The sequence below is a fragment of the Thalassospira sp. ABL2_045 genome (genome assembly GCF_056161285.1).
In genome coordinates, this window is the sequence record NZ_JBSWYV010000007.1 from 136,783 (window position 1) to 162,271 (window position 25,489).

Here is a 25,489-nt window from a genome sequence, read left to right on the forward strand (position 1 = left end):
TTACCTGAGTTTACGGTATGTTTGAAAAATCAAAGCAATTTACTCGTCGTATTGAAACATTGATTCCTGGCGGAGCTCACACTTATTCTAAGGGTCGAGATCAATTTCCAGAAGAGAGCGGTTCGGGGATTGTTCGAGGTGAGGGGGCATGGGTCTGGGATGCTGATGGGAATCGATTGATCGATTGGGGCATGGCTTTAATGTCTGTTTCTCTTGGCCATGGTCATCCCGAAGTGGTAGAGGCTGTTTCAAGCGCGATCAAAGATGGTGTTTCTTTCAGTCGGCCATCGCAGATCGAGCTCGATACAGCTCAGTTATGGGTTGATATGACTGGCGACGAGATGGTGAAGTTCGCACGTCACGGGTCGTGTGTCACGACCGGTGCAGTTAAGCTCGCTCGGGCATTCACGGGGCGCCCTCTTGTTTTACTGCCGGCAGAACATCCATTCTTTTCATTTGATGATTGGTTCATCGGTGCGACGCCCTCCGATTTCGGGATCCCGGATCAATTTAAGACACTCACGCGCAAGTTTCATTATAACGACTTGGTTGGGCTTGAGGAACTCGTTGATCAGCACCACGGTGAAGTTGCCTGCATTATAATGGAGCCTGTTAAATTTGATGAACCGGTACCGGGCTTCTTGGAGGGCGTGAGGGAGCTTTGTAATCGTGAAGATATCATATTGATCTTCGACGAAATGCAGTCCGGTTTGAAAATGGGGATGCCGGGTGCGAGCAGCTATTTTGGCGTAAAGGGTGACTTGACTACCTGGGGTAAGGGTATAGGTAACGGTTTTGGTATTGCCGCTCTTACCGGGCGTCGCGAGATTATGGAGCTTGGCGGTATTGACCGAACTGGAGAGAGGAAGATGTTTCTCCTTTCTAGTACGCACGGTGCCGAAACCGTTGGTCTTTCAGCAATGCAGAAAACACTGGAAGTATTTCGAAGGGATAATGTTGTTGAGAAGAACTGGTCGGTCGGTAGGGAGTTCAAGTTAAAACTACAGAAAATTATAAATGACAAAGGGTTGAATAAGTATATTCAAATAAAGGGATATCCTTGCTATTTGTCGATGGATTTTTCCGATTGTGATGGTAAGGCTGATAATGCTTATAGGACTCTCTTTATGCAGGAGATGTTCCGTCATGGTGTTCTATTCCAAGGATTGTTTTTCTTTACTCCTTCTCATGTTCAGGATGTTCTTGACCAATCCCTCTACGCATTTGAACGCAGTTGCGAAATATATGCGGATGCAATTAGCAAGCGTTCGGTGGCTGGGTTGTTAACGGGTGATAGTATCCAACCGGTGTTCCGAAAATATGTGTGACCAAAGTGTCGAGCAGAAGCTCGGCGAGTTCAAGTCAGGTCAGCAGTGCATTTTCGTTAGCGCAGACTGTTGCTTAAGAGCTATTTCTTCCGAAGATGTAAGCCAGTCTTATGTTGATGGACTAAATGATCCTGAGGTGCGCAGATATTTAGGGCAGTCCAAGCGTACGACGCAAACTATTGAGAGTGTAACTTCTTATGTTTCAGAAAACTTCGCTGATAAATATTCAGTGTTGTTTGGGGTGTTCTTTTGCCAGCACCTTATCGGTACTGTTCGTTTACACGACGTGAGTCCTGTAAGCCGGGAGGCTTACGTTGGTATAGCGCTCTTTAATAAAAAATTTTGGGGTAAGGGTGTTGGTTTCAATGCCCTAAATGCCGTTTGTAACTTGGCTCGAACCAAGCTGCTTCTTAAGAGGGTGCATGCGGTCATCGGATCTGAAAATGTGGCCTCACAGCGTATTTTTTCTCGTTGTGGTTTTGTTCAGTCGCGCTCAGAGCCCGGTTTGTGGGGCTTCGACCTCTAGCATTAATTAGGCCATTTTGACGGATCAAGTAACTCGTCACTGGGCCAAGCCAAATCAGAAAAATCGAGATCCAGTTTGTTGCTGAGTTCGACGCATCCCAGTAACTCGACGAGTTCTGCGACGCTGTTTATCCCAACAATGCATTTGTCAGCTGTTTTAAGGTTAAGTCCAAACGCTACGCATGCCTGTTTTCTGCTGATACCATGCCCTTGCTCCAGACAGAACTTGTCGAGAGCTTTAAAGGCTGGAGTTAGTGGCGCCGCCCAATTAGGTAATCTGTTCTGGTTCATTAGGATTAACCCTTGAAGAAAGAGGCTCCTCAAGTGAACTTCCGTTCCTAGCTGTTTGAGTCTGATCAGGTGGCCGGAATGGAGTAGCCGTTGATCAAAGATGCTGACGGGCACTTGAATTAGGTCAGGGGTCAGAACTTCCAGCGAATGGTCGATTTCAGCGGCGTTATAGGCGGAGAAACCGATGCGGCCAACAAGTTGATCCTGCTTTGCCTTGGCAAGTCCCTCGAGTAAGTACTGCGAGTTTGGATATGATAGGGCGTTCGTATTATGTAAAAGGACACCATAAAGCTGATCCGTACCCAACCTTTCGAGAGATTGGATGATACTGCGATAGATCAGTTTTGCGGTGGATTTAGTCCATTTTTCGTCCTTGGCAATAGTCGGGGACAGCTTTGAAACAACGTCGAAATGAGTTCCGTTGGGTTTCATCCGACCAATAATTTCTTCGCTGTTCCCGTATTTTTGCGCTGTATCTAGCAGTGTGATGCCGGCTGAATGTGCTCGTCTGAGGATCTGAAAAATACTGGATTCTTCAGGCCGCCCGGTGGTATTTGTTACGCCATAGTCCAAACCAAACTGAGCGGTACCAATGCCTATTCGCATGGTGCAAGTAAGCTCCTTCTCGCTTGTATTAGTCAAGGTTTGCATGCCTTACCATATTGATGAAAAGTTCGCAGCGCTTCATCAATGTTTCGTAACTGCCGATATCAACAATCCTGCCTTTATCCATTACCGCGATGCTATCGCAGTTTCTGATCGTACTAAGCCGGTGCGCGATAAGGATAATTGTTTTGGTTCCGCGCAGCTGGTCAATGGCAGCTGTAAGTTTTGCTTCAGTTGCACCATCAAGCGCTGATGTACCTTCGTCCATGATCAGGATATCTGGGTTACAGTAAAGTGCCCTTGCGATTCCTATACGTTGAATCTGTCCACCTGAAAGGCGAACCCCCCGATCCCCGACTAGTGTGTTTAGGCCGAGTTCAAGACTGGCTACAAAATCCTCCAATTGCGCGCTCTTAAGAGCATTTTGAAGGAGTTCTTTATCTACTTCGTCAGGTTGTAATCCAAAAGCAATGTTCTTCTCGATAGTGTCATCAAGTAAATAAATAGATTGAGGTACATAACCCAGCATGCCTTGCCAGACGTCAGGGTTCCCAGAAATTTTCTTTCTATCAAGGTAAACTTCACCGTTGTCAGGGGATAACGCTCCCAAAATAATGTCAACGATGGTCGACTTTCCCGCTCCTGACTCTCCAACTAAGCCGATATATTGCCCTTTGCGTATGGAAATATTGATATCCCTGAGGCTTGGGGTGTTGCTCTCTTCGCTATAGGAGAATGTTACGTTATCGAGTTTGAGATCTTCGGAAAAATCCGGTCGTTTGGAATGCTTAATTTCTGAATTTCTGTCTGCCGAAGTAGTTCTTGATCGCAGCAACTTTAAATGCGGAGCAATGTTGTATAGGCTCGCTTCTCCAATTCGAACCATATGGAAAAAGCCGAGAATCCTCCCTATCGCAGGCATCAGGCGTATAGAGGCAATTCCAAAAGTGCCAAGAATAGCCATACTTTGATCGCTGCTGTTGTTGCTCGTAATCCATAGAATGCCAGCCAACATGGCAAGTGCCAGTAAAATCTCAAGAAAAGCGCGCGGCATCACAGCAATCATTGATACAACTCTAGCAATATGTGCGTGTTTGTATCTAAGGATTGCATAATCGTTCACAAGAAAATTCTGTCTTCCCAAGACACGAGCTTCTTTAATGCCGCCAAGTGCGTGAAACAGGCTCTTAGTCAGTTTCATAACCGCTTCTTGTTGCCTATCCCCATAGCGAGCGGCAAGGTTCCCGAGGAAAATTGTGTACCCTGCGCCCGAAACGGCGAGGAATAATATAGTGTAAATGAACATAGTGGGTTCAACAGAAATTACAAAAATAGACATTATTAATATCAATAGAACTTCATTACTTATATTAAGTGTCGGAGTTATTATATTTACAAATATGCTGTCGACGGACAAATTCGTGTTGCGATGTAGCTCTGCCGGGTTCTTTTTTAGATGCCAGCTATATGGTGCTCTCATGTATTCCGTTAAGAGTTCTTCTGAAAGTCGTGCAGCAGATTTTCTCGTAAATCCAAAGTTCCACCAGTTCTGAAATAGGAAAAAAGAGTTTTTGACTATAAGCGTTAATACGATGCATATAGCCCAGAATATTGTTTGGTCTTGGTCGATAAATTGTTTGAATTCGTAAGGGAGTTGGTCAGTAAATTTATCCAATTGAGGGCTATGGCCGTTCGAGATTGAGAGAACAAGCGGGTAGGCCATTAACGTTGCGACGAATTCCAAGATGGCATTTACTAACGAAATTAGAGCGCTAAACGCTGATTTTATCTTCGTTTCCCTATCTAGATAAGAGAATGCTTCTGTAATGACGGAATAGATCGGGCGTTGTTTCATGCTGTTAACAGATCTTCAATTTTCTCGGTTGATTTAGGATGAAGTACTTTTGTGTAATATTCAAATTTGAGGGGGCGAGCATTAAATGTGGTGGATGTCTGGCGGCAGAGTATCTTTTGAGTGCTCTTGGAGTTGTCAACCATGTACCGCTAACTTGGCATAGAATTTATCAAAATGATGCGGAATTCCTGTCGCTGAGTTTTCTGGGGTTCAGAGCCACTATTTGTGCCGTTGCTTGACGTGGGCGTCTGACGTTGCTTGATAACATACTGTTTGCGATTTGCATTCATTATATAGACTGTTAGCCAGATAACTAATGCGTTTGAGCCCGAGCCTTTTCCTCAAAAATGGGTGCATTGTTTGTTGGCTTTGAGCGAAAGTCCGTTTATGAATATCCCAACTGCATGACAAGTAATAGGCATCTGCAATATACGTGCCGCACACGCTGATTATTCGGTATAGCCGAAGCATGTTTTTTGTCATCCCACTTTTCCAATGTAGGGTGGGCGTCAAATCTAGAATGTGGTCCCTTTAAGATAAACAAGGTGAGCCATTACAGAAAGGTGAACAAGTGAATTCCAACGACCATATTTTTCAAAATGGTTCCATTCTGGTAACTGGGGGAACAGGATCTTTCGGGCAGGCGTTCGTTCAAAAAATCCTTGAAAAATATAATCCGCGTCGACTGGTCGTTTTCTCTCGAGATGAGTTGAAACAATTTGAGATGGCGCAGAAAATTTCTCATCCAAACCTTCGTTACTTTCTCGGCGATGTGAGAGACGAGCAACGATTGGTTCGCGCGTTTCAGGATATAGATATTGTCGTTCACGCAGCGGCACTCAAGCAAGTTCCTGCTGCTGAATACAATCCAATTGAGTGTATCAAAACCAATATTATCGGTGCTGAAAACGTCATTAATGCTGCGATCGATAGCGGCGTAAAGAGGGTTGTTGCGCTCTCGACAGACAAAGCAGTTAACCCCATGAACCTCTACGGGGCAACGAAGCTGTGCTCTGACAAACTTTTCGTAGCCGCGAATAACCTTAGTCCTATGGAGGGGACGATTTTTTCTGTGGTCCGTTACGGAAACGTCGTAGGATCACGTGGCAGCGTGATTCCATTTTTCCGGGAACGATCGAAAACAGGCGTTCTGCCAATTACTGACGAGAGAATGACGAGGTTTTGGCTGACTCTTTCTCAGGGCGTGGAATTCGTTGAGCGCAGTGCTCATATCATGCGCGGTGGCGAGGTCTTCATCCCCAAGATTCCGTCAATGAAAATCACCGAATTAGCAAAAGCAATAGCGCCTGAGTGCGAACAGGAAATCATTGGAATCCGGCCAGGTGAAAAATTACACGAAATCATGATTCCCTCTGATGAGGCAAGGAATACCCGCGAATACGGTTCTTACTTTATTATTCAGGGACCATCTCACGATTTCTCGTCGAAAGTATTGAATACATATAGCGGAGAGTTTGGAAATGCTGTTGCTGAAGACTTCTCTTATGCTAGTGATAACAATGATCAATGGTGTGATGCTGATCAGCTTCGTGAGATGATTGACTAGATCTTCAGCTGTCTATAAGCCTGAGATGCCTAATTTACCTAGGTCTTGTGAGAGCTTCTAAACCGGAAATGTTTTCGAATTGAGTAGTTAATGAGTATTCAGCCGGCGTCAGGCACAAGTAGTGAGATCAAGCTTGCGTACGTGGTGCCAACCAAAGATAGGCCTGATGATCTTAGGTTGCTTTTTGACAGTCTCAGGCTTCAGACTGTTCAACCTGCTCAAATTGTTGTCGTTGATGGTAGCGATCCAGGCATTGAAGATATTTGTAGTGCTTATCAAGACCTCAAGCTAACATATGTCAGAGTTTATCCGCCATCGCTAGCGAGACAGCGTAACGCAGGTATGGCTGCCCTTCATGATAAGATTACGCATGCAGGGTATTTGGATGATGACCTGGAACTTGACCCAGATGCCACAGGTGGCATTGTAAAGTTTTGGGAAAGTGCCACGGAAGATACTGGTGGCGTGTCAATGAATATCACCAATCAACCTGAAGTTCGTCATTCCTTTTTGCAAAAGTTCTTTTTAATGACAGGAGGAAGGCCGGGGTCGGTTACTGCTTCTGGCTTTCAATGTCCCATTCCAACAGTAACAGAAACAATAGAAACACGATGGCTTTATGGCGGTGCAACAATCTGGAAACGTGCTGTCATTGAAGAGTATTCTTATGATGAGTGGTTCTCCGGGCATGGATTAGGGGAGGATTACGAATATTCCTACCGAGTTGGTCGTAAGTACCGACTTTTTGTTTGTGTGAATGCTCGAACATTGCATCATACTGGAGAGATGGACCCTGCGAAGATGTACGCGCTTGGACGACAGCAAGTGTACAACAGGTTCTATATGTTTCGGGTTATGAGAGACTTTTCTGCTATTTTGTTTGGATGGAGCATCGCTGGACTTATTTTGCAAACAAGTCTGTCCGCATTACGTCCCCAAAATCAAAATGCTCGTGAGCGTCTCCGGGGGAATTTACGCGGATTGTTTGACGGTATTCGGGGGACGAAACGTTCTTTCCACGCCTATTGGAAGAAGTAGGAATTGTCTTCACTCTTAGCTAAAGGGTTCAGCCATTGGTGGTTCGGCTGGCCGACGCGATTAGATCTGAAGTCTACGGCAAATGAGATTCTTTTTTGTCCATATTTTATGGCTAGGGCGATTGTAGAGTGGTTCAGTCAGCATCGCGAAGTGAAGGAAATGTATGTCATCGACAATACGTCGTTTTCAATCGAGCATCTCCCTGGTCTCGACGGAGCCATCGAACCAGTTAATTTTCGTTCAGGTCTATCTCGGGGTAAGAGAGAAGGCATGGTTCAAAGTTGCTTCCGTTTGTGGCAGCGACTGTTGAAAGCCTGAAGGCTGCTGATTGGCTAATTATTTTTAAACCGCAACCGTGTTCAATTGACGGAAAAGCTGTTTTAACCTTGAAGAACGTCTTTGGTTTGCCACTGGAAAAACTAGATTATTTCTTTACTGATATTTTGAGTAAAGTGTTGAGAACTAATAGGGCGGTTGCGCTCACAGATGTGGCGGATAGAGGCCATTCAAGGGCGGCGGGGATTTTTGCCTCTCTCCCCCGCCGAGCTGGCAAAGATATAGAAAATAAATAGGTAAGAAACTTCGTTATTTACTCAGAAATTGCTCGCATAAGATAGTTTCCAATCATGTGATCAAGGATCATATGCATATCCTCAACTGGCCCAAACTCGCCTTTGGAGGTTTTGATCAAAATTGTGTGGTTCACTCGATCAAGGCATTTGCCTCCATCAAACCCTAGGATAGCTACCGTTTTTCCACCATTCTCATTGGCGTAGTCCAATGCGCGTAAGACGTTCTCTGAATTACCTGAGGCGGAAATACCGACAACGAGGTCACCCGGTTCAAAGTTAACATGCATCTGGCGGACAAACAGGTTTTCATAGCCATCATCGTTACCGATTGCAGTCATTACGGCGTTGTTGTCGGTGAGGCTTATCGCCTTAAAAGGTTTCTTATATAGCCGTGTTCCAATACCGATGTCGTTGGCAAAGTGCGACGCCGTCGCCGCACTTCCACCATTGCCAAGGAAGATGATTTTGCTGCCATGATCTCTTGCTTCGATAATCATAGCGACAAACTTTGCTACGGCTTCCGTATCAAGAGCCTCCAGAAGGCTTGAGAGATACTCGCCATAGAGCTTAGTGTAGACGGCTACGTCGCCATTCGCCTCTTTGAAGAGCTTATCAACAGCATTCATTATCGTATTCCTAGGTTTCTTTGCTCAGTGAATCTCCGGCAGGTTATACTGATTCCGCCACTCTTTGTCTGCACCATAAATTTTGTAGACAAGTTTCATCGTTTCCAAGGCGTCCTGCCCAGTGCCAACCTCCACGGGAACATCCTCCTTGATGCAACGAGCGAAGTCTTCGATTTCCAGCTTCCATGAGTTGTCATAAATGTAAGTGGTGGTGGTCTCTTTTGGGTTGCCTCCAGATTGATCATCTCGCCATACGATCGACAGACTTTCTTGCCCATAAGATTTGGTGCTAGATAGGATCCCGCTAAGGATTAGTCCTCCTTTTTCAAAGCTCATTTCCAATGAAAACTTATGTCGCCATTGCGTTGCGCTCGAGTGTAGCATGGCAACAACTCCAGACCTGCTTCGCATCAGAGCATAGGCGTTGTCTTCCACATCTTGTTTCCAGAAATCATTCTGGATAATTGAGGATATGTCATCAAACTCACCAGCATAGCATCTCATCAAGTCTACCATGTGAATGCCCTGATCAAGTAGGATGCCGCCACCTGCCAATTCACGGTTAGCTCTCCACAATAACGGCGCGTTTGTATCTTCCATACCAGTGAAGCCAGGCGTCAAAACGGATTTTCCATAAATGCCTCGCATGTTCACCAAGCGACCCATTGTGCCTGCCTGGACGAGCACGAGTGCTTCCTGAACGCTCTCGTGATATCGATGATTAAACCCGTACTTTAGCTTTAAGGCGGGCTTAAGTGCGTGACAATCAAGTACCGACTGAATGTCTTCGACATTTCGGCCAGGAGGCTTTTCACAGAATACGTGAAGGTTATTGTTTAATCCGCGAATTGTCGCGTCTGGGGCGTAGTTATTGGGTAAGCATACGAACAAGATATCAAGATCTTCAGATGATATCAGGTCCTTGTAGTCCTCATGAAATGCGACATCCTCAGCCAAGGTGGTAGAGGAGAGGTTTCGGTCGCTTACTGCAACAACTTTAAAGCCATCAATCAGATCAATAAAGGCGTGACGACGCTTGCCGACCATTCCATATCCTGCGATGCCTACTTTGTAGGCCGGATTTTGTTGTTTCATTTGGTTTGATCCACTGACATGTAAAGAGATGTCACGGGATCTGTAATAAGCATTGTTTCTGCTTTACTCAGTTCTTCTAGTGTATCGACACCAATAGTTTCTTTACCTGATTTTACAGAATAAAGCGGTAAACCGTGCTCAATGAGGCGCAACATGTCGACTGACTCGATGATTTCCATCGGGGTCTGCGCCATTTCACTGTATTCTCGCAAGAAACTTGCTGAATAAGCGATAACGCCGGTTTGTTGGAACATCATATCATGGCGGCCTCTCCCAGAGGATGGTATTGGGGCACGGGACAAAAAGATGATGCGACCATCCAATGCTGTTACGGCTTTCACGACATTAGCATCATTGTGATCTGATTCTTGCGTTATTGGGCTGATTAGATTTACCGCAGGAGCTCGGGTCGTCTCATAAACTGTGATCATTTCAGCAAGTAGGCTAGGATTAACGAGGATTTCGTCGCCTTGGACCATAAGAACGAGGTCGTCATCCGAAAGGTTGGGCTCACTTAAATTGATTGCCTCGGAAACTCTGTCTGTACAACGTTCGTGTGTGTCGGCGGTCATTACTGCAGTGCCGCCACATGTCGAAATGTGGTCTCTTATTTCCTCATCGCAGGTCGCCACAATAACCTCGTCAAACAGATTGTTGATACTGCAGCGACGCCAAATATGTTCAATCATCGGCATTCCAAGGGCCGGCTTCATCGGTTTCCCCGGAAAGCGGCTAGATGCCATACGGGCAGGGATTACACAGATTTTTTTCATCTCAGGCTTTCGGAACAGATTGTTGTTCTCTAATCAAAGTGACCAATTCGCTCTCTTGCTCAAGCTTTTCGTTTAGGAAAAGCATGTCACTTCCATAGGCGATGAAGGTATAGCCTTTGTTCATTGCGTTTGCCAACGCATCATCCTTGCCATGTACAACATGAAGTCCTGCTACATGTGTGTCTGATTTCGCAACGGTTTCGAGTTGAGAAATCGCAGAGGTGAATTCTTCTGATTCAAAATCTCCCGGTTTTCCATAAGATCCTGATAGATCATATGGGCCCGCAATAAACCCGTCTACTCCGGGGACAGCAAGAATCTCGTTAAGGTTTTTAACACCTTCATGGTGTTCGATTTGCACAATAATAACCGTGTTTTGTTCTGCAGACTTCCTGTAACTCGGAAAGCTGCGACCAAAGCTCTGGGCTCGATATAAGCCAACTCCACGATTCCCTGCAGGCGGGTAGAGAGCCGCAGAGACAGCTGCCATCGCTTCGGGAACTGTCTTGATCATAGGTATGATGATGCCGGATGCGCCACAGTCAAGAGCCTGCTTAATCATTGTTGCATCGTTATTGGCAACTCGGACTAAGGCCGGTAAGCCTGCCAAATCAATAATCTGTATCAAGTTCCGCATTTCGCGGAGACCAATTGCGGAATGTTCTTGGTCAATTACCAGCCAGTCGAAACCAGCTTTGCACATCATCTCACAAACATCGCAGTCTCCAAGGGACAGCCAAGAGCCGATCGTTGGCTGTTTTCTTTGCAAAGTTTGCTTTAGCGCCGCTGCGTATGGAGTTGGCATCAATAATTCCCATGCTTAATTGATCTGACAATGAGTAACTCAGTGAGCAATTTGATTTCTAAAATCCAGCGAGGTTAGGCTGTTTGGTTTAGTTATGTGACTAAATAGAACCTTTTAGAGATTATGCCGCTCGGTGAAAATAAAAAGTATATGATCAGCTCGCAGGACTCTAATCGGATTCATTCTAGTTAAGTTGTGTGCGGAGGTTGGTCTTTAACGTGCAAAAAACATATACATCCAAAGCGCCCAAAGTTGTATGCTGCTCCTATTGGTCCTGCTGGCAGTTGGTGGTCCAAATACCTTAATGCTAAGTTTGCAACCGACAATCACGTTCAAATTCTTAATCAGGGTCTCCGTTCCTGTGTGCTGTATTCTCAGACAACATTCAAGTGTTGGGGCGGTATGGCGTGTGCTTTCACTGGATGCGATAATCATCTCGATTGCGAATAAAGGCACGTGTTGTATTCAGCGATAAAATTTGGCATACGAGGCGTAAGCAAATTTGTACCGGTTGGCATTGGCTAACCTTGTTCAGGAAGGTATTATGGATAAATCAATCAAAGAGCGGAAAGAAGAAGCCAAACAAGCGGAATATTCCCTCACTCCAGCATTCCCGAACGAAATCCTTCTGGATATTTCCTCTCACTGCAATCATGCGTGCACATTTTGCTCCAACACTCGCATGGCTACGAAGACAATTATGCCACCGGAATTGGTGTTTCGGTTGCTACAGGAGGGGTTCGATGCCGGTGCTAGAGAGGTCGGCCTTTATGCGACCGGCGAGCCATTCGTCGCTAAAAAATTGCCCGAATTTGTCGCCGAAGCCAAACGCATCGGTTACCGCTATGTATATATAACGACGAACGGTGCAGGCGCGGTTCCCAAGCGGGCAAAAGCGGTTATTGATGCCGGAATTGACAGCATTAAGTTTTCCGTTCATGCCGCAACATCGGAAAGCTATCTCCGCGTGCATGGCAAAGATGATTTTCATCGTGTGATGGATAACTTGAAATGGATTTCAGGTTATCGTGCTGAATCTGGGAAGAAGTTCAAGCTTTATGTGACCATGGTGCAGACTGATGAGACCGTGAATGAGGTCGAGATGCTGCATGACTTGGTCAAACCCTATATCGACGAATGGGACCCACATTTGTTGAACAATTCCTGTGGGACGATGCCCGAAAACAATGAGATTGGTGAAATTGAAGCAAACAATATTCGAGGGCGCGATCACAGCGATGTTTGTTTCCAGCCTTTTACAAGTTTTACGGTTACGCCAGAAGGTCTTATGTCAGCTTGTGTGCTAGATTATCACAAGGCACTTGTGGTTGCTGATCTAAATACAACCAGCATGAAAGATGCGTGGAACAACCAAGTTTATCAAAACTTCCGCCAGATGCATCTCGATGGCAATACAGAGAATACGATTTGCTACAATTGTATTAATAACACAAATTGTAGTTATGCGGGGCTGATCAATGAATACCTTGAGTTGCCAGTGCGCCCACCTCGCAGGCCAGAAGGAAAAGAATTTGACGCGAACCTTCCTCCCGAGGCGGCAGATATTTGATTCTCAATTCAAGCTTCCGGTAAATTTTAGATGAAATCACATTTCAAAGACCACATTTCAAAAATGCGGCGTTATCAGACATCAACCGGTCGAGATATTGAGGCTGGGTTGCGTCTTGACAGAAATGAGCGTGTTGCGGATGCTGAGCAGTCATTTTTAGATATGTTGTGGCAACGAATGCCACCGCACATCTTGCATGTCACTCCGGATATTGGCCCACTATACGAAGACATCGCTGAGTATCACGGTATTGATCGAAAACAACTCTACATCGCTCAGGGTATAACAGAGTGTTCCCGTTTTTTATACGAAACGCTTACTCTACCGGGACAAAATGTTGTTGTTCTGGATCCGACATATCCGATGTATATGATATATGCGGAAATGTTCCAGTTGGAATATCGGCGCTTCACATACGGTAGAAATCGCTTGCCTGATTGGCAGAGCCTTTATCGTAATGTCGACGATAATACGTCGATGGTTGTCATAGCTAACCCAAACTTGCCAATCGAAAGTGCCTTTGATGAGGAGGCCGTTCGTCAACTTGCTGATTATTGTCAGCAAAAAGATATCGTCCTAGTTGTCGATGAGGCATATCACGGTTTCGGCTCTTGGTCGGCCCTTCCCCTTGTTGAGGAATACTCAAACCTTGTCGTGATGAGAACTTTTTCTAAGGCATGGGGATTACCTGCGATACGACTTGGTTATATGATCAGCCAAGCTGAGAATATCGAGTACCTCTCAAAGACTAGGTCACTTGTTGAAACCAATGCAATGTCAATGGAGATCGCGCGATACGCTATCCAGACGCGACATCTGCATGATGATCATGTTGCAGAGGTTAAAGAGGGGGTAACTTGGATCAAGCAAAAATTGGCCTCCCTCGGATACGAGTTCCATGGTGGTGATTACACCAATGGTATGGTCATCTTTCTTGAAAGTGCAGATGAGTCCAAGGCGCTCGTAAAATGGATGAGAGATCGAAAAATCTATATCCGTGGTTCTTTCGAGGAGCCTTGGGATGCTTGCGTTCGCATAAGTATCGGACCTTCTAGGCTGATGGCGCGGTTTTTCGCCGCGCTTGAAGACTGGACTGTTTCGGGACGTCCGGTATGATCCATGGTTGAGTTCAGCATATTCACTCCCTCTGATCAAGAAGATGTGCTGCGACTGATAGAAAGGTCGATCTCGACAAATAGAACTGGGGAAACCTGGCAGGGGAATCCGATGACTGCGGTTCTCGCCCGGGATAATGGGAAGCTCGTAGGGGCGTTACCTATGGAAGTCCGTGACTTCCTTGTGAAACCGGGAGAGACAAGGAAGGTGGGTTGGATATCTGCAGCCCATGTCGACGAAGCCTATCGTTCTAAGGGGCTAGGCTCACGTTTGGACGCAAAGGCACGCGAGGCTTTTGCTGGTAACCTCGACGGCTTTATGGTTTATCGGGAGGACGAGACAAGCCCAGCATATCGGTGGTATGCGCGCCAAGGCTACGTACCCCTTATGCCGATTTTGGCATATAAAAAGGATATTTCATCTGACCAGCTTCAAACGACTGATAAATGGATAGAGACTTCGAACTCTGAGCAAATAGGGTCGATGGGCGTCAGGTTGCAAGAATGTTTTGCAAGGTGCCATGCACTGGTTGGCGGGTTTCCCGCCAGAGATAACCATTTTTGGCAGAGAAGCACATGTTTTCATTATTATCGCGACGATATAGACAAATACATTCTTCTTGCTATTCATGCTGAAGGGGCCATCAGCCCAGAGGAGCCGATATTAGCTTTTGCGTTTTTGGCGAAAACTTCAATGCGTGATGGTATTGATCGCTATGAGTTATTTGAGTTCTCGGCGCCGGACAACTCAACAGCTAAAAGGCTATTGGAAGCGGTTGAAGTTTCGGCTCAGAAGAGAGGGCTTGGAGAATTACGTGTGCAGTTTTCTGGGAACGACCCACTAAAAGATTTGTTTGTTAAGCTTGGTTTTACGAGTAGGCAACGCCGAACAAACATCATGGCCAGCGCGTTGTCTCCTAAGCAGTTGATTAAACGCTGCCTCAAAAGGTCAAAGTTAAGTCTCAGCATTGCGACCCCAAGTTTGGGATTGTGGACTGTTGGCAACAAGGAAGATGCTTTGAGCCTTTCGATAGAGTTGTCGGATCAGGATTTCATGAGATTGTTGTGGTGTAGGTTGAACCTTCACGTAGGAATTTATGAAGGGCGAATAGCTTGTGTTGACGGTTCGACTGCAGCCATAGAGAAGTTGTCTCAGTCCTTTTCGCCTGAGGTCTGGCGATATTTTCAGTTGGACTACATTTAAAATGCGCCTAATTGAATGCGATGCATCGGAACTTCCCGAGAATGAAGATAGTTCCTCCAGTTGGCTATTCTATGATTATAGCGCGGTCAGGGCTGCGCGAAATGACGTTATCCCCATCCGCGAGATTTGCCGTCAGCATGAGGTACAATGGCTTAATGATTTGGCAGTGTCTCATGCTCAATGGATAAACCGACTGCACTTAATTGACCGTTCTGTCTGGTTTCATCCTTTAAGTCGACTGGACGCACGTCCTTGGGCTCAGGCTCAAGTAATCAAGCCCCTAATGATTGCATTGGGTTTTCGGAGATGGATACAACAAAACCCTGATTGTCATCAGGTGTACTGTGTTGGCTGTCCACCAGAATTCTTTACTTACATACGTGAAATAAGCAGTGCAGAAGGTTTGGAATGCTCTTTTCGGAAGCGGGATGACCAGAAGTTTCGAAAATGGCCTTTGATTGTCAGCTGTGTAAAGAGTGTTCCAGAGATAGCACGTCAGTTGTTTCATGCTGTTAAGGACAGCCAGCCTAGAAAACGGATTTCTCATAACTCAACAGTGCTGAGTTCAGAACGCAGAACAAGGCCAGTTCATGTAATTTGCTATGACTTGTTGCATGGCGACAGATTGACGGATGGCTACAGATACTATTTTACCACGTTGTTTGATGGCTTAGAGGACGCGAATTTACTCTTTCTGGCAAATGGTCGGGTGCCAGGTGGTGCGCGAAATTTGGGTGATCGTTTGCCTGGCGGATCGGTGTCTGGTGTTGCTGCGATTGACTTCTGCGGTAGCGGATGGAAGGTGTGGTTTGCCTTGCGCTCTTTGTGGCTCGATTGGATGTGTCGTTTGATCCCGGTACCAGCTTTACAAGTTGATCACGTAGCCTGTCCGAGCTTTTGGCGAAATTTCCGCCAAAGCGGGATTGGCAGAAACTTTGTTTTGTACGCGTACATTTGTCGTAAAGCGATCAAATCGTTGGCCAAGAACTGTGACGTCTGGTCTGTTTTGGTTCCTTATGAAGAAAAAGGGATCGAGAGAGCTATCTCGATGGAGGCCGCAAACCACGAATTAAATCTTATAGGCTATACTCCTCACCCGCAGCACTCACTTGCAATTTGTCTGACCGATTTGGCGTCGTCCACTTGCCCAAAACCTAACGAATATGCTGTATGTGGCCCTGCCTATATACCGTTCTTTCGAAACGAATGCGGCAAGGGCAGTGTGAATATTTCAGTTTGGGGAACTGCGAAAGGCGGATTTGCTTCAGTGGACCGGCGCGACAAGTATTTAAACAATGCAGGGCAGCAATTGAGTTTGCTGTTATTGTTAAGTCATCCTGAAGAGCTGAAGATATTTCGTTCTTGGCTGCAACTGGATCCAAGTTGCCTAGATGGATGGACTTTGTTGGTGCGTCCTTACAGAGCGGTCGAAGAAGAATTTTTTGATCTTGAAATGAGGCTTCTTCGGAGCTTGAAACGGGACTTGATTGTATCGAACTCTAGTCTTGCAGATGACGTTGAAAGAAGTGACCTTGCTTTATTCTGCGGAACCAGCGCTGGTATTGAGGCAATTCAAATGGGTTGTCCAGCGGCCTACGCGGATTTGAACGATCTATTTTTGATGAACCCATGCTTCGATCTGTTCGGGCCTATTCCTATATGTGAAGGTCCAGAAGATCTAAGGAGTTTACTTGATAAATTTTCAAAAGATCCGGTTCAGCAAATCACGCAAATATTGCCGAAGTTGCGGGAATATGCAAAAACCCTCTTCGCTCCTGCTGATCCCGATGAAATAAAGAAGAGTTTCTGATGCCTGTGTTGGACCATCAAAGCGCCTTAAAGGGGTTCCTGAAACCCTACGCTAAAAAGTTTTTTGCATCATCGTTTTATCGTTACTGGAAAAGCTCCAGTGGTGACTGGCGATACATTTATCTGCCCGTTTTTTGGTGGATTGCAAGAACACTGACACGTCGCAGGAAGGTGCGTTCTGGCAATATCAGTTTTACTCTTCCCTGCGACAATTGGATCACCCATTTCCGTTGGTATCTGTTCCGTAGTAAGGAAGTAGAGGTAAGGGAGTACATTGACAACTACGTAAATGACGGAGATGTGTTTTTTGACATTGGTGCAAATATTGGCGTGTTTTCAGTATATGCCTGCAAAAAACACCGTGATCTCAAGGTGTTCTGCTTTGAGCCAGAATATTCGAACCTGCATTACTTGAAAGAGAATATTCTTGCGAATGGACTCATGGGCCAAGCGAGTATCTATTCAGTAGCGGTCAGTGATATTGACGCACTAAGCATGTTGCATATCCAGGATACGACGCCGGGATCCGCTGTCCACTCGGAGAACGAAGCTGATATTGATCTTACTGACGAGGGTTACGAAGTTATTTGGCGAGAAGGTGTTGCTGCTTCAACTCTTGATACAATCGTTGAACGTTTAGGTGTCGTACCAAACGCCATCAAAATTGATACTGACGGAAACGAAGGAAAGATACTTTCTGGTGGAGCTAAAACGCTTGGTAACGAAGCGCTGCGTAGTATTGTGATCGAAATGCCGCCCAAAAAAGAAACCGAGAGGCTGTGTGAGAAGTTGCTCCTCGAAGCGGACTTTAAGCTTGCATGGTCAAGAGCAGACACCCGCAATCAGATATGGGTGCGAGGACCGTCTTCTGACTCTTAAGACTCAGGCGAAAGCCTAAGCTCCAAGATCCTAAACGACTAACCAAGCTGCTTATGCAAAGCTTATGGCTTGTTTTGAGGGGCAGTTATCGAGATGTTTTATGCTTTTACAGGCGACAGTTGGATTGTTGGGCATGTGTTACACAATTCTCGTTAGCTTATCGATCGGTCCAACAAGCTAATTACCTGATGTTAGCAGTCTTTTTCTACGGGGTCTGATCAGTAGACGTCTATAGATTCTCCTCTCTAATCGGTTGAAGGAGAAGGGTCGTGGCTGGAAAAGTGTCGATAACAATAGTTAGCTTGATCATTTGATGGCCTTGCGGCCGACTATTCGCGGTTGTGGGAACCCCGTCGTCAAGCAAGTTGTCAAAAGCAAGCTGGTGAAGGCCCAGTTTTTAGTTCAATGCATACACTTGAAATCTATTTTCTAGTGAGTGAGTTCGTTTGTGCAGGTTGGAAAGTATCAAATCAATCATAACTCCTCAGAATGAAAATGTGGCGTAGATTATGTGCAGATTGCACTTTTGACTAAGGGGCGACTGTTGCTGACCTTACGTCGCTATCGCATTTAATTATTTGCGATCGTCAAGAGGCCTTGCTGATGCGTGCTCTGCTATCGTAGTTGGGAGGATATCTTTTATTAGTTTCTGTTGGATGAGAAGTTGCAAACCACTAACCTGAAAACGGATAGCGAGATTTAGTGGATGCAAGTTTGCTGTTTGGCATATAGACTTTGTTACGTTCACAGTGGTGACTGAAAAAATTACGATGTTTGGAGATTAGTTGGTCGTGTTACCTGTAGGTGCTAAGGACAGAATTTGCCACTTTGTTGCTAGAACTTTTGCGGGGACGTTATTACTTGGGGGACGTCGCTTTCATAATGCTGTCGTACGCAGTTTGTTCGAAGAAAAACTGGAGCCTCAAGAAATAGATATAAAAATAGATGTTCCCCCAGAACAGCAACCAGTCCCAGATGATAAGGAATTATTCGAGAGGATATTTAATTCATTTAAGAAGATGAAGAAAGATCAGCTGACTGCGGATCCTATATTCTTGCCTTCTTCTGAGTGGCAGCGTCAGTTGGACAAATCCTTTGCCCCATTGCAAGCTTCATTGCAAGCAGATGATGTAACCGACTTTTCATATTTTCTCACCAATTTCGGCGGGTGGCCTGAATACATCGGAATTGAGAGCGGGAGTTTGCTGCGGAGAGCTGCTAGGTTCCCCTCCACGCGTCATCAATTAATGCATAATTTCGGGTTGCACCTAGATTGGTGGGATAAGTGCGAAAGGAATGACCGCTCTTTCGCCGACATTTCTTATCCTCGCTTTGGAAACCAGTCGGGAATGAGAGTGGATGGTTGTTTTCTTGGGCTTGGGTCGATGGGAAATGACTATTTTGCCCGGACCATCGCGAACAACTTAAACTCTGATCAGCCGAAAATCCTAGAAGTTGGTGGTGGTTATGGAAAGCTTTTCTACTTCATCAGCAGGGCATTAGGTGAGCAGTTTAAACGTTATATTGATATTGATTTGCCTGAGGTTCTTTGTTGCTGCGCTTACTACTTGGCGAAGTGTTTCCCAGAACGCAGCTTGCTTCTGTACGGTGAATACGCCTCCGATACCGAGTTCTTGCCTGAAGCTGACATAATACTGATACCTGGTTGGGAGTTGAAAAAAATACCAATCAACTTTGCTGATGTTTTCATAAATAAGAATAGTTTGGGTGAAATGGCTCCAGACACAGCCCGGTATTTTGTACAAGAATGCTGCAAACGGGCAAAGTCATTTTGGCATATGAACCACGAAGCTTACAAGTATCGGTTCGAGAATGGAGAGAGTTCTCTGATCAATACTGAGTATCCAGTTCCTGCAGACTGGAAACTTATGAACCGAACACCGGATCCCTTGAATGCGATGGTGACCAGAGGATCGACTACAGAAATCTACGAGTATTACTATGTAGCGCCAGTAATCGATGTGCAGGCATAACAATGATATAGCTGCTGAATATTTGTGTGAGGGCAAGCTTGCGGGAAAGGCGAGTAGGTCTATCAGTCAACCGGTTTGCTACCAGTAACCAACTCGGAAAAACTGTGGTAAGCAAAATTTTGGGCATCAGGAATGGAATTTGTTGATCTTGAAAGACAAAGGGTCCGGCTCGGTGATCGTGTGGCTCAAGCCATCTTTGAAATTTTAGGCGAGGCGCAGTTTATCGGGGGAGCAGAGGTCGCAAAGGTTGAGAGTGCGCTCTCCGAATTCAACGAGGGCGGGTTTTCGGTCGCGTGCGCGAATGGCACTGATGCCCTGACTATTGTTGGTATGGCAGAGGGGGTTGGCCCCGGTAAAGCGGTGTTTGTGCCGGCATTCACTTTTGTTGCTTCTGCCGGTGCCTTGGCGTTGCTTGGAGCAACACCCTTTTTCGTCGATATAGACCCAATCGACTTTAATATATGCCCCAAGAGCTTGGAAGTCGCGGTAGAGGATGCTGTTAAACAAGGCTTGCAGCCTGCGATGATCGTTGCTGTTGACTTGTTTGGTCAACCGGCACGATATCAAGAGCTGCGTGCCATAGCCGACAAGCATGATCTTGTTCTCGTTTCGGATGCTGCACAGGCCTTTGGCGCGGTCCAAGCTGGAAGACGTTCAAGGCTTGGTTTTGCGGATTGGGTTACAACAAGTTTCTTTCCCGCAAAACCTTTGGGGTGCTATGGGGACGGTGGGGCAATTTTATGTCGTACAGGGGCTCAAGCAGACTTGGCTAAATCAATCGCTCAACATGGTAAAGGCTCGGAAAAATACGATAACATTCGGATTGGTATGAACAGCCGACTTGACACCGTTCAAGCGGCAGTTCTGTTGTGCAAGCTTGAAATATTTGCGGAAGAACTGGATGTGCGCCAGCAGATCGCACAAGCTTATGATCGTCAGTTGGCTGAGATAGTCGAGACACCGAAAATTCGACCGGAAAATCAATCAAGTTGGGCGCAATACACAGTTCGTCTCGAGAATGTTGAAAGGCGTTCTTCTCTGCAGCAGCATATGCGTTCGGCAGGTATTCCGACGGCGGTGTATTATCCCAAACCACTTAATCTTCAGACTGGATTCTGCCATTATCCGGTCGTGTCCAGTGGGGTTGAACATTCCTTGCGGGCGAGCAATGAGGTGCTTAGTTTTCCGATACACCCGTATCTAACTTCTGACGAAGTCGACAGGATTACTGGCGAGGTCGTTCGTTGGAAGGAGAGCTCGGCGGGGTAGCCGAGTTCGACCAAGCGTCACACACTTGGTTTGTGGATAAAATATTTGCTTAGGAAAATGGCGGAGAGGGTGGGATTCGAACCCACGGTACTATTGCTAGTACAACGGTTTTCGAGACCGCCCCGTTCGACCACTCCGGCACCTCTCCGCATGTGTGGTCTTGGCGTTCGAGGCGGTGTTTACCGGGATGAGCGCGAGATTGCAAGAGGGAAATCTCAAATTTATTGGACTCTTTTGTCTGTGTTTTTGTGTGCGCTTTCCCGGGGCGGGGATTGGCCGGTTTTGAAACGGGCGTGTGCGGTGGCAAAACGGCGGTGTTGGCATGTGGGTCCGGGTGGTGCAAAAGGTCACTCTGTAGTTGACTCTGCGGGCCAAAAGCGGTAATTCACCCGTTCTTCGCAGCGGTTCGGTATCTGTTAGCAGCGGCACCGAAGCGCGCGTTTGTGTTTCCAGAATGTTTTTCAGGAACTTTTAGATGTACGCAATCATCAAAACTGGTGGCAAACAGTATAAAGTTGCCGCCAACGACGTTATCAAAGTCGAAAAGATCGCTGCCCAGGCTGGTGAAACCGTGAAACTTGAAGAAGTTCTCATGGTTGCTGGCGACGGTGCGCCGAAGGTTGGTGCTCCGTTGGTCAAAGGTGCTTCTGTTACCGCAGAAGTTCTCGAGCAGGCCAAGGGCGACAAGGTGATCGTTTTCAAGAAAAAGCGCCGGCATAACTACCGTCGCAAAAATGGTCATCGCCAGAACCTGACTGTTCTGCGCATCAAGGACATCAAAGCCTGATTTATCAGGTCAAGATGCAGTTTTAGGAGAGTTTCATGGCTCATAAGAAAGCTGGTGGTAGTTCGCGTAACGGTCGTGACTCCGAAGGTCGCCGTCTCGGCGTTAAAAAATTCGGTGGTCAGGCAGTTGTTGCAGGCAACATCCTCGTTCGTCAGCGTGGCACCAAGTTCCATGCCGGTGACAATGTTGGCCTCGCCAAAGACCACACCCTGTTTGCGACTGTGAACGGTTCTGTCCAGTTCAAGTCGGGCTTCAAGGGTCGTACCTACGTAACCGTCGTTCCGGCCGAGGCGTAAGCCTCCCGTCGGGTACGATTGTACGTACCGAATTCTGCAAGGGAGGAATGAGCAATCATTCCTCCCTTGTTTTATGTGATATAGAATTTCGGACCTCGTTGATGCGCGGTGATCGCGCGCCGGGGACCAAGACAAAATGATAAACGGGTGCGCCCGAAGGACCGGTTATGAAGTTTCTCGATGAAGCCAAGATTTATGTGCGCAGTGGCCGCGGCGGTGCCGGTTCGGTCAGCTTCCGCCGTGAAAAATATATCGAGTATGGCGGACCGGACGGTGGCGATGGCGGCCGGGGTGGCGACATCATTCTTGAGGCGGTCGAAAACCTCAACACCCTGATCGATTTCCGCTATCAGCAGCATTTCAAGGCCGAAGTCGGCATGCACGGCATGGGTCGGCAGCGCACCGGCCGTTCGGGCAAATCCATCACGATCAAGGTCCCGGTCGGAACGCAAGTGCTCGCCGAAGACCGCGAAACCCTGATTGTCGATATGATCGAACCGGGCCAGACCTATATAATTTGTCGCGGCGGCGATGGCGGACGCGGCAACACGCATTTCAAATCCTCCACCAACCAGGCGCCGCGTCGTGCCGAAGAAGGCTGGCCGGCGGAAGAAATGTGGGTCTGGCTGCGTCTGAAGCTGATCGCTGATGCCGGTCTTGTCGGCCTGCCGAATGCCGGCAAGTCGACCTTCCTGGCGGCTTCGTCGCATGCGCGTCCGAAAATTGCCGATTATCCCTTCACCACCCTGCATCCGCAGCTTGGTGTGGTGAATGTCGATGATCACGAATTCGTTCTGGCCGATATTCCCGGCCTGATCGAAGGTGCATCCGAGGGCAAGGGCATCGGGACCCGTTTCCTTGGCCATATTGAGCGCTGCGAAGTTCTGATCCATCTGATCGATTGCGCCGAAGAGGATCCTGTCGCGACCTATAAGACGGTGCGCGAAGAACTCGAAGGCTATGCCGAGGAACTTGTCGAAAAGCCCGAAATCGTCGCCCTGTCCAAGGCCGATCAGCTCCTGCCGGAAATGGTCGAGGAACAGCGTGAGATCCTTGAAAAGGGTATCGGCAAAAAGGTCTATGTCGTATCAGGTGCCACCCACGAAGGGCTTAAGGAAATCCATCGTGAGATCCGTGCCCATATCGAGGGCGAACGTGAACGCCGCGCCATGGAAGGCCGCGAAGAAGAGGGCTTCCAGCCGTGACAAACCACGCCCTGGCGGATGCAAAGCGCCTGATCATCAAGGTGGGCTCGGCCCTGCTGGTTGATGAAAATACCGGCAAGCTGCGTCGTGCCTGGCTGGAAGCACTGGCCGATGACATCGCCCTTCTGCGTGAACGCGGGGTCGAGGTGATTGTGGTTTCAAGTGGCGCCATCGCCCTTGGGCGCCGTTTGCTGGGGCTTGATCACCGCACGATCAGTCTGGCCGATAAACAGGCCGCCGCCGCCACCGGACAGATCAGCCTGTCACAGGTCTGGCAGGAGGCCCTTGGGCGCAATGGCCTGACCATGGCGCAGGTGTTGGTTACCCTTGAGGACATGGAAGGCCGCAGGCGGTATCTGAATGCCCGCGGGACATTGAATGCGCTTCTCGCCCGCGGCGCCATTCCGCTGATCAATGAAAACGATACGGTCGCGACCGAGGAAATCCGGTTTGGCGACAATGACCGCTTGGGCGCCAAAGTCGCGCACATGATTTCGGCTGACACGCTGGTGCTGCTCTCTGACATCGATGGTCTTTATACCGCCGATCCGCGCAAGAACCCGGATGCCGATCTGGTTCCGGAAGTGCGCGAGCTGACCGCTGACATCTTTGATATGGCCGGTGTCGCGCCGACCATGTACAGCTCCGGCGGCATGGTGACCAAATTGCAGGCCGCCGAAATCGCCATGAAGGCTGGCTGTCGCATGATCATTGCGCGCGGCACCATCTATCATCCGCTCAAGGCCCAGCTCGAAGGCGCACCCAATACCGTCTTCCTGCCAAGTGAAAGCCCGCTTGCCGCACGTCGTCACTGGATTGCGACCTCGCTCAAGGCGTCAGGAGCGATTGTGGTCGATGCCGGGGCGGCCAAGGCCATGGCGGCAGGCAAGAACCTTCTGGCGGCCGGTATAACCGGCGTTGATGGCCGTTTCAAACATGGGGATGCCGTGCGAGTACTTGGTCCAGACGGGGCGCAGCTCGCACGTGGCATCACCGCCTATGGCGCGGAAGAAACCCGTCTTCTGATGGGCCATGCCTCGGGCGATATCGAAGCCACCCTTGGCTTTACGCGCGGCAACGCCATCATTCATTCTGATGATCTGGTGATGACCGAAGGCTAAGCGCACTCAGGCCTGTATTGGATGGAATTTCTGAGGGGACGTTCGCGTCCCCTTTTTCGCATCTGCGATATGCGTGTTACGATCGGCCATTAAAAAAGGCCGCCCTTCGGATTGAAGAGCAGCCTTTTATAAGTGGCACTATGGTCCGTGAGGCGGACTTAAGCAGCCTGATCGGCAAGGGCACGGGCCATCTGGCTCAGTGCTTCCTGATGCTTCTCATGCTTGATGCTTGCGAAGTTACGGGCAAGTTCAAGGCACATACGCTGACGCGCATTAAGCTCGGTTTCCTGATTGCCTTCCAGGCCTTCATAGAAATAGCTTACCGGAACGCCCAGCACCTGGGAGATCTCGTAAAGGCGACCAGCAGAGATGCGGTTAATGCCGCGCTCATATTTGTGAGCCTGCTGATAGGTAACGCCAATCAGGTCTGCCATCTGCTGCTGGGAAAGGCCCAGCATGATGCGACGTTCACGGATACGCTGACCAACATAACGGTCAGTGTCTGTCGCGCGGTTTGCGCGCTTCGGTTCTTCGGTTTGTGTGTTCTCAGTCATGTTATAATCCGTTATCAACCGCCAGTTATTATTCCCCACTTCGGATGCTGTCGAGCTTGTTGTTTTTGCCCGATGAACCATCGATCACGACACCTTTCAAGCGTCGCAAGTTAATGGCTTGTACCTGAACATTGGTCAGATAATCATTGCAGCTTTCCGCCAGAAGCTAGCTATATAGGTCAATCGAGCTGTCTTTGTCTAGTGCAGAAGGCGAAAAAAAGACGTTCGTTTCTACGCTGTATGGTTTGTGATGTTGTGCATAGCTGGCATGCACTGTCTGAATGACCGGTGGTTGCAAAAGGTTTTCCTGAGGTAAGAGTTGGCCCAGAAGCTGGGTCCAAAATGCTGCACTGCCCCCAAGATCATGGGGTTGCAGCCACGCGCCACCATCCTGCACAATTTTTTCCACAGGCGAAATTTGTGCAAGTTGATCGATCCCGATCCCGGCAGGACCATCGGTTCCACTGCTCGCAGTCTCGGTCCTGCGGGCCGGGAGCATGGAAATCGGTGTGATCGCGGTCATGTGTTTTTCGGTCTATTGGGTCATTGTTGCCTGTGTATTTCGGGACTCCGTGCGTTTCGGTCATTGGTCATGGCAGTAACCC

General features: G+C 47.7%; 24 protein-coding genes and 1 tRNA gene. 16 read left to right on the forward strand and 9 right to left on the reverse strand.

Translation table 11 applies throughout. The features are described from left to right. Positions 1–17: 17 nt before the first annotated feature. Together ACXAIA_RS11995 and ACXAIA_RS12000 are read left to right on the forward strand one after the other, a co-directional pair. A complete protein-coding gene (locus tag ACXAIA_RS11995; RefSeq protein ID WP_475349533.1) occupies positions 18–1,328 on the forward strand; it encodes a glutamate-1-semialdehyde 2,1-aminomutase in 1,311 nt (436 codons plus the stop codon). Then, a complete protein-coding gene (locus ACXAIA_RS12000) occupies positions 1,321–1,854 on the forward strand; it encodes a GNAT family N-acetyltransferase (protein ID WP_475349534.1) in 534 nt (177 codons plus the stop codon). The genes ACXAIA_RS11995 and ACXAIA_RS12000 overlap by 8 nt, the downstream gene beginning before the upstream one ends. A 2-nt stretch (positions 1,855–1,856) precedes the next feature. Here the strand turns inward: ACXAIA_RS12000 and ACXAIA_RS12005 are convergent, their stop codons facing one another. Together ACXAIA_RS12005 and ACXAIA_RS12010 are read right to left on the reverse strand one after the other, a co-directional pair. Further along, positions 1,857–2,750, reverse strand: coding sequence for an aldo/keto reductase (locus tag ACXAIA_RS12005; RefSeq protein ID WP_475349535.1), 894 nt, complete (start codon positions 2,748–2,750; stop codon positions 1,857–1,859). A 28-nt stretch (positions 2,751–2,778) separates the two neighbouring features. Next, entirely contained in the window at positions 2,779–4,605 is a 1,827-nt protein-coding gene (locus tag ACXAIA_RS12010) for an ABC transporter ATP-binding protein (RefSeq protein WP_475349536.1), read from the reverse strand. Between the two features lie 571 nt (positions 4,606–5,176). On the opposite strand from ACXAIA_RS12010, the gene pseB reads away from it, so the two are divergent. The 3 genes from pseB to ACXAIA_RS12025 all read left to right on the forward strand — a co-directional run bounded on the left by pseB (position 5,177) and on the right by ACXAIA_RS12025 (position 7,782). Continuing rightward, positions 5,177–6,172: a UDP-N-acetylglucosamine 4,6-dehydratase (inverting) gene (gene pseB / locus ACXAIA_RS12015; RefSeq protein ID WP_475349537.1), complete on the forward strand. Its 996-nt coding sequence runs from the start codon at positions 5,177–5,179 to the stop codon at positions 6,170–6,172. 90 nt (positions 6,173–6,262) lie between these two features. After that, positions 6,263–7,210 carry a glycosyltransferase family 2 protein gene (locus ACXAIA_RS12020; protein WP_475349538.1) on the forward strand — a complete coding sequence of 316 codons (948 nt, stop codon included), beginning with the start codon at positions 6,263–6,265 and terminating at the stop codon, positions 7,208–7,210. A 293-nt stretch (positions 7,211–7,503) separates the two neighbouring features. Further along, positions 7,504–7,782, forward strand: a complete 279-nt coding sequence (locus ACXAIA_RS12025) for a hypothetical protein (protein WP_475349539.1) — start codon at positions 7,504–7,506, stop codon at positions 7,780–7,782. 17 nt (positions 7,783–7,799) lie between these two features. Here the strand turns inward: ACXAIA_RS12025 and ACXAIA_RS12030 are convergent, their stop codons facing one another. From ACXAIA_RS12030 to ACXAIA_RS12045, 4 genes are read right to left on the reverse strand one after another with little or no spacing between them, the layout of a single operon-like run. Next, positions 7,800–8,408: an SIS domain-containing protein gene (locus ACXAIA_RS12030; RefSeq protein ID WP_475349540.1), complete on the reverse strand. Its 609-nt coding sequence runs from the start codon at positions 8,406–8,408 to the stop codon at positions 7,800–7,802. A 24-nt stretch (positions 8,409–8,432) separates the two neighbouring features. Further along, positions 8,433–9,503 (reverse strand): Gfo/Idh/MocA family protein, encoded by a 1,071-nt coding sequence (locus tag ACXAIA_RS12035; RefSeq protein ID WP_475349541.1) that lies wholly within the window; start codon positions 9,501–9,503, stop codon positions 8,433–8,435. Continuing rightward, on the reverse strand, positions 9,500–10,276 hold the full coding sequence (locus tag ACXAIA_RS12040; RefSeq protein WP_475349542.1) for a 3-deoxy-manno-octulosonate cytidylyltransferase: 777 nt from the start codon (positions 10,274–10,276) through the stop codon (positions 9,500–9,502). The genes ACXAIA_RS12035 and ACXAIA_RS12040 overlap by 4 nt, the downstream gene beginning before the upstream one ends. 1 nt (position 10,277) lies before the next feature. Further along, complete coding sequence (locus tag ACXAIA_RS12045; protein ID WP_475349543.1) at positions 10,278–11,081, reverse strand: HpcH/HpaI aldolase family protein; 804 nt, start codon at positions 11,079–11,081, stop codon at positions 10,278–10,280. A gap of 544 nt (positions 11,082–11,625) precedes the next feature. On the opposite strand from ACXAIA_RS12045, the gene ACXAIA_RS12050 reads away from it, so the two are divergent. The 7 genes from ACXAIA_RS12050 (at position 11,626) to ACXAIA_RS12080 (ending at position 20,921) form a co-directional block, all read left to right on the forward strand. Continuing rightward, positions 11,626–12,651: a radical SAM/SPASM domain-containing protein gene (locus ACXAIA_RS12050; protein WP_475349544.1), complete on the forward strand. Its 1,026-nt coding sequence runs from the start codon at positions 11,626–11,628 to the stop codon at positions 12,649–12,651. A 30-nt stretch (positions 12,652–12,681) separates the two neighbouring features. After that, the gene (locus ACXAIA_RS12055; protein WP_475349545.1) at positions 12,682–13,767 is read left to right on the forward strand and encodes a pyridoxal phosphate-dependent aminotransferase; all 1,086 of its coding nucleotides are present in this window, start codon (positions 12,682–12,684) and stop codon (positions 13,765–13,767) included. Positions 13,768–13,878: 111 nt separating this feature from the next. Beyond that, the gene (locus ACXAIA_RS12060) at positions 13,879–14,970 is read left to right on the forward strand and encodes a GNAT family N-acetyltransferase (RefSeq protein ID WP_475349546.1); all 1,092 of its coding nucleotides are present in this window, start codon (positions 13,879–13,881) and stop codon (positions 14,968–14,970) included. Between the two features lies 1 nt (position 14,971). Further along, positions 14,972–16,780 (forward strand): hypothetical protein, encoded by a 1,809-nt coding sequence (locus ACXAIA_RS12065; RefSeq protein ID WP_475349547.1) that lies wholly within the window; start codon positions 14,972–14,974, stop codon positions 16,778–16,780. Beyond that, positions 16,780–17,658 carry an FkbM family methyltransferase gene (locus ACXAIA_RS12070; RefSeq protein WP_475349548.1) on the forward strand — a complete coding sequence of 293 codons (879 nt, stop codon included), beginning with the start codon at positions 16,780–16,782 and terminating at the stop codon, positions 17,656–17,658. The genes ACXAIA_RS12065 and ACXAIA_RS12070 overlap by 1 nt, the downstream gene beginning before the upstream one ends. A 791-nt stretch (positions 17,659–18,449) precedes the next feature. Continuing rightward, positions 18,450–19,652 (forward strand): putative sugar O-methyltransferase, encoded by a 1,203-nt coding sequence (locus ACXAIA_RS12075; protein ID WP_475349549.1) that lies wholly within the window; start codon positions 18,450–18,452, stop codon positions 19,650–19,652. Between the two features lie 132 nt (positions 19,653–19,784). Further along, entirely contained in the window at positions 19,785–20,921 is a 1,137-nt protein-coding gene (locus ACXAIA_RS12080; RefSeq protein WP_475349550.1) for a DegT/DnrJ/EryC1/StrS family aminotransferase, read from the forward strand. A gap of 58 nt (positions 20,922–20,979) precedes the next feature. Here ACXAIA_RS12080 and ACXAIA_RS12085 read toward each other — a convergent pair. Next, positions 20,980–21,069, reverse strand: a tRNA-Ser gene (locus ACXAIA_RS12085). Between the two features lie 327 nt (positions 21,070–21,396). Here ACXAIA_RS12085 and rplU point away from each other — a divergent pair. The 4 genes from rplU to proB all read left to right on the forward strand — a co-directional run bounded on the left by rplU (position 21,397) and on the right by proB (position 24,330). Beyond that, positions 21,397–21,708, forward strand: a complete 312-nt coding sequence (gene rplU / locus ACXAIA_RS12090) for a 50S ribosomal protein L21 (RefSeq protein WP_062956479.1) — start codon at positions 21,397–21,399, stop codon at positions 21,706–21,708. Positions 21,709–21,743: 35 nt separating this feature from the next. Next, positions 21,744–22,004: a 50S ribosomal protein L27 gene (gene rpmA, locus ACXAIA_RS12095; RefSeq protein ID WP_008889409.1), complete on the forward strand. Its 261-nt coding sequence runs from the start codon at positions 21,744–21,746 to the stop codon at positions 22,002–22,004. Positions 22,005–22,171: 167 nt separating this feature from the next. Beyond that, positions 22,172–23,209, forward strand: a complete 1,038-nt coding sequence (obgE, locus tag ACXAIA_RS12100; RefSeq protein ID WP_475349551.1) for a GTPase ObgE — start codon at positions 22,172–22,174, stop codon at positions 23,207–23,209. Continuing rightward, complete coding sequence (gene proB, locus ACXAIA_RS12105) at positions 23,206–24,330, forward strand: glutamate 5-kinase (RefSeq protein WP_475349552.1); 1,125 nt, start codon at positions 23,206–23,208, stop codon at positions 24,328–24,330. The genes obgE and proB overlap by 4 nt, the downstream gene beginning before the upstream one ends. Positions 24,331–24,488: 158 nt before the next feature. On the opposite strand, the gene ACXAIA_RS12110 is transcribed toward proB, so the two are convergent. Both ACXAIA_RS12110 and ACXAIA_RS12115 read right to left on the reverse strand, forming a co-directional pair. Continuing rightward, positions 24,489–24,884 (reverse strand): helix-turn-helix domain-containing protein, encoded by a 396-nt coding sequence (locus ACXAIA_RS12110; protein WP_008889412.1) that lies wholly within the window; start codon positions 24,882–24,884, stop codon positions 24,489–24,491. A 166-nt stretch (positions 24,885–25,050) separates the two neighbouring features. Then, positions 25,051–25,407, reverse strand: coding sequence for a hypothetical protein (locus ACXAIA_RS12115; protein WP_475347033.1), 357 nt, complete (start codon positions 25,405–25,407; stop codon positions 25,051–25,053). Positions 25,408–25,489: the final 82 nt, after the last annotated feature.

Excerpts from the sequence above, each read along its gene's own strand:
- ACXAIA_RS11995 (WP_475349533.1), top strand. The coding sequence starts at position 18 with ATGTTTGAAAAATCAAAGCAATTTACTCGTCGTATTGAAACATTGATT.
- ACXAIA_RS12000 (WP_475349534.1), top strand. The coding sequence starts at position 1,321 with ATGTGTGACCAAAGTGTCGAGCAGAAGCTCGGCGAGTTCAAGTCAGGT.
- ACXAIA_RS12005 (WP_475349535.1), bottom strand. The coding sequence starts at position 2,750 with ATGCGAATAGGCATTGGTACCGCTCAGTTTGGTTTGGACTATGGCGTA.
- ACXAIA_RS12010 (WP_475349536.1), bottom strand. The coding sequence starts at position 4,605 with ATGAAACAACGCCCGATCTATTCCGTCATTACAGAAGCATTCTCTTAT.
- ACXAIA_RS12020 (WP_475349538.1), top strand. The coding sequence starts at position 6,263 with ATGAGTATTCAGCCGGCGTCAGGCACAAGTAGTGAGATCAAGCTTGCG.
- ACXAIA_RS12030 (WP_475349540.1), bottom strand. The coding sequence starts at position 8,408 with ATGAATGCTGTTGATAAGCTCTTCAAAGAGGCGAATGGCGACGTAGCC.
- ACXAIA_RS12035 (WP_475349541.1), bottom strand. The coding sequence starts at position 9,503 with ATGAAACAACAAAATCCGGCCTACAAAGTAGGCATCGCAGGATATGGA.
- ACXAIA_RS12040 (WP_475349542.1), bottom strand. The coding sequence starts at position 10,276 with ATGAAAAAAATCTGTGTAATCCCTGCCCGTATGGCATCTAGCCGCTTT.
- ACXAIA_RS12045 (WP_475349543.1), bottom strand. The coding sequence starts at position 11,081 with ATGCCAACTCCATACGCAGCGGCGCTAAAGCAAACTTTGCAAAGAAAA.
- ACXAIA_RS12050 (WP_475349544.1), top strand. The coding sequence starts at position 11,626 with ATGGATAAATCAATCAAAGAGCGGAAAGAAGAAGCCAAACAAGCGGAA.
- ACXAIA_RS12055 (WP_475349545.1), top strand. The coding sequence starts at position 12,682 with ATGAAATCACATTTCAAAGACCACATTTCAAAAATGCGGCGTTATCAG.
- ACXAIA_RS12060 (WP_475349546.1), top strand. The coding sequence starts at position 13,879 with ATGACTGCGGTTCTCGCCCGGGATAATGGGAAGCTCGTAGGGGCGTTA.
- ACXAIA_RS12065 (WP_475349547.1), top strand. The coding sequence starts at position 14,972 with ATGCGCCTAATTGAATGCGATGCATCGGAACTTCCCGAGAATGAAGAT.
- ACXAIA_RS12070 (WP_475349548.1), top strand. The coding sequence starts at position 16,780 with ATGCCTGTGTTGGACCATCAAAGCGCCTTAAAGGGGTTCCTGAAACCC.
- ACXAIA_RS12080 (WP_475349550.1), top strand. The coding sequence starts at position 19,785 with ATGGAATTTGTTGATCTTGAAAGACAAAGGGTCCGGCTCGGTGATCGT.
- rplU (WP_062956479.1), top strand. The coding sequence starts at position 21,397 with ATGTACGCAATCATCAAAACTGGTGGCAAACAGTATAAAGTTGCCGCC.
- rpmA (WP_008889409.1), top strand. The coding sequence starts at position 21,744 with ATGGCTCATAAGAAAGCTGGTGGTAGTTCGCGTAACGGTCGTGACTCC.
- obgE (WP_475349551.1), top strand. The coding sequence starts at position 22,172 with ATGAAGTTTCTCGATGAAGCCAAGATTTATGTGCGCAGTGGCCGCGGC.
- ACXAIA_RS12110 (WP_008889412.1), bottom strand. The coding sequence starts at position 24,884 with ATGACTGAGAACACACAAACCGAAGAACCGAAGCGCGCAAACCGCGCG.
- ACXAIA_RS12115 (WP_475347033.1), bottom strand. The coding sequence starts at position 25,407 with ATGACCGCGATCACACCGATTTCCATGCTCCCGGCCCGCAGGACCGAG.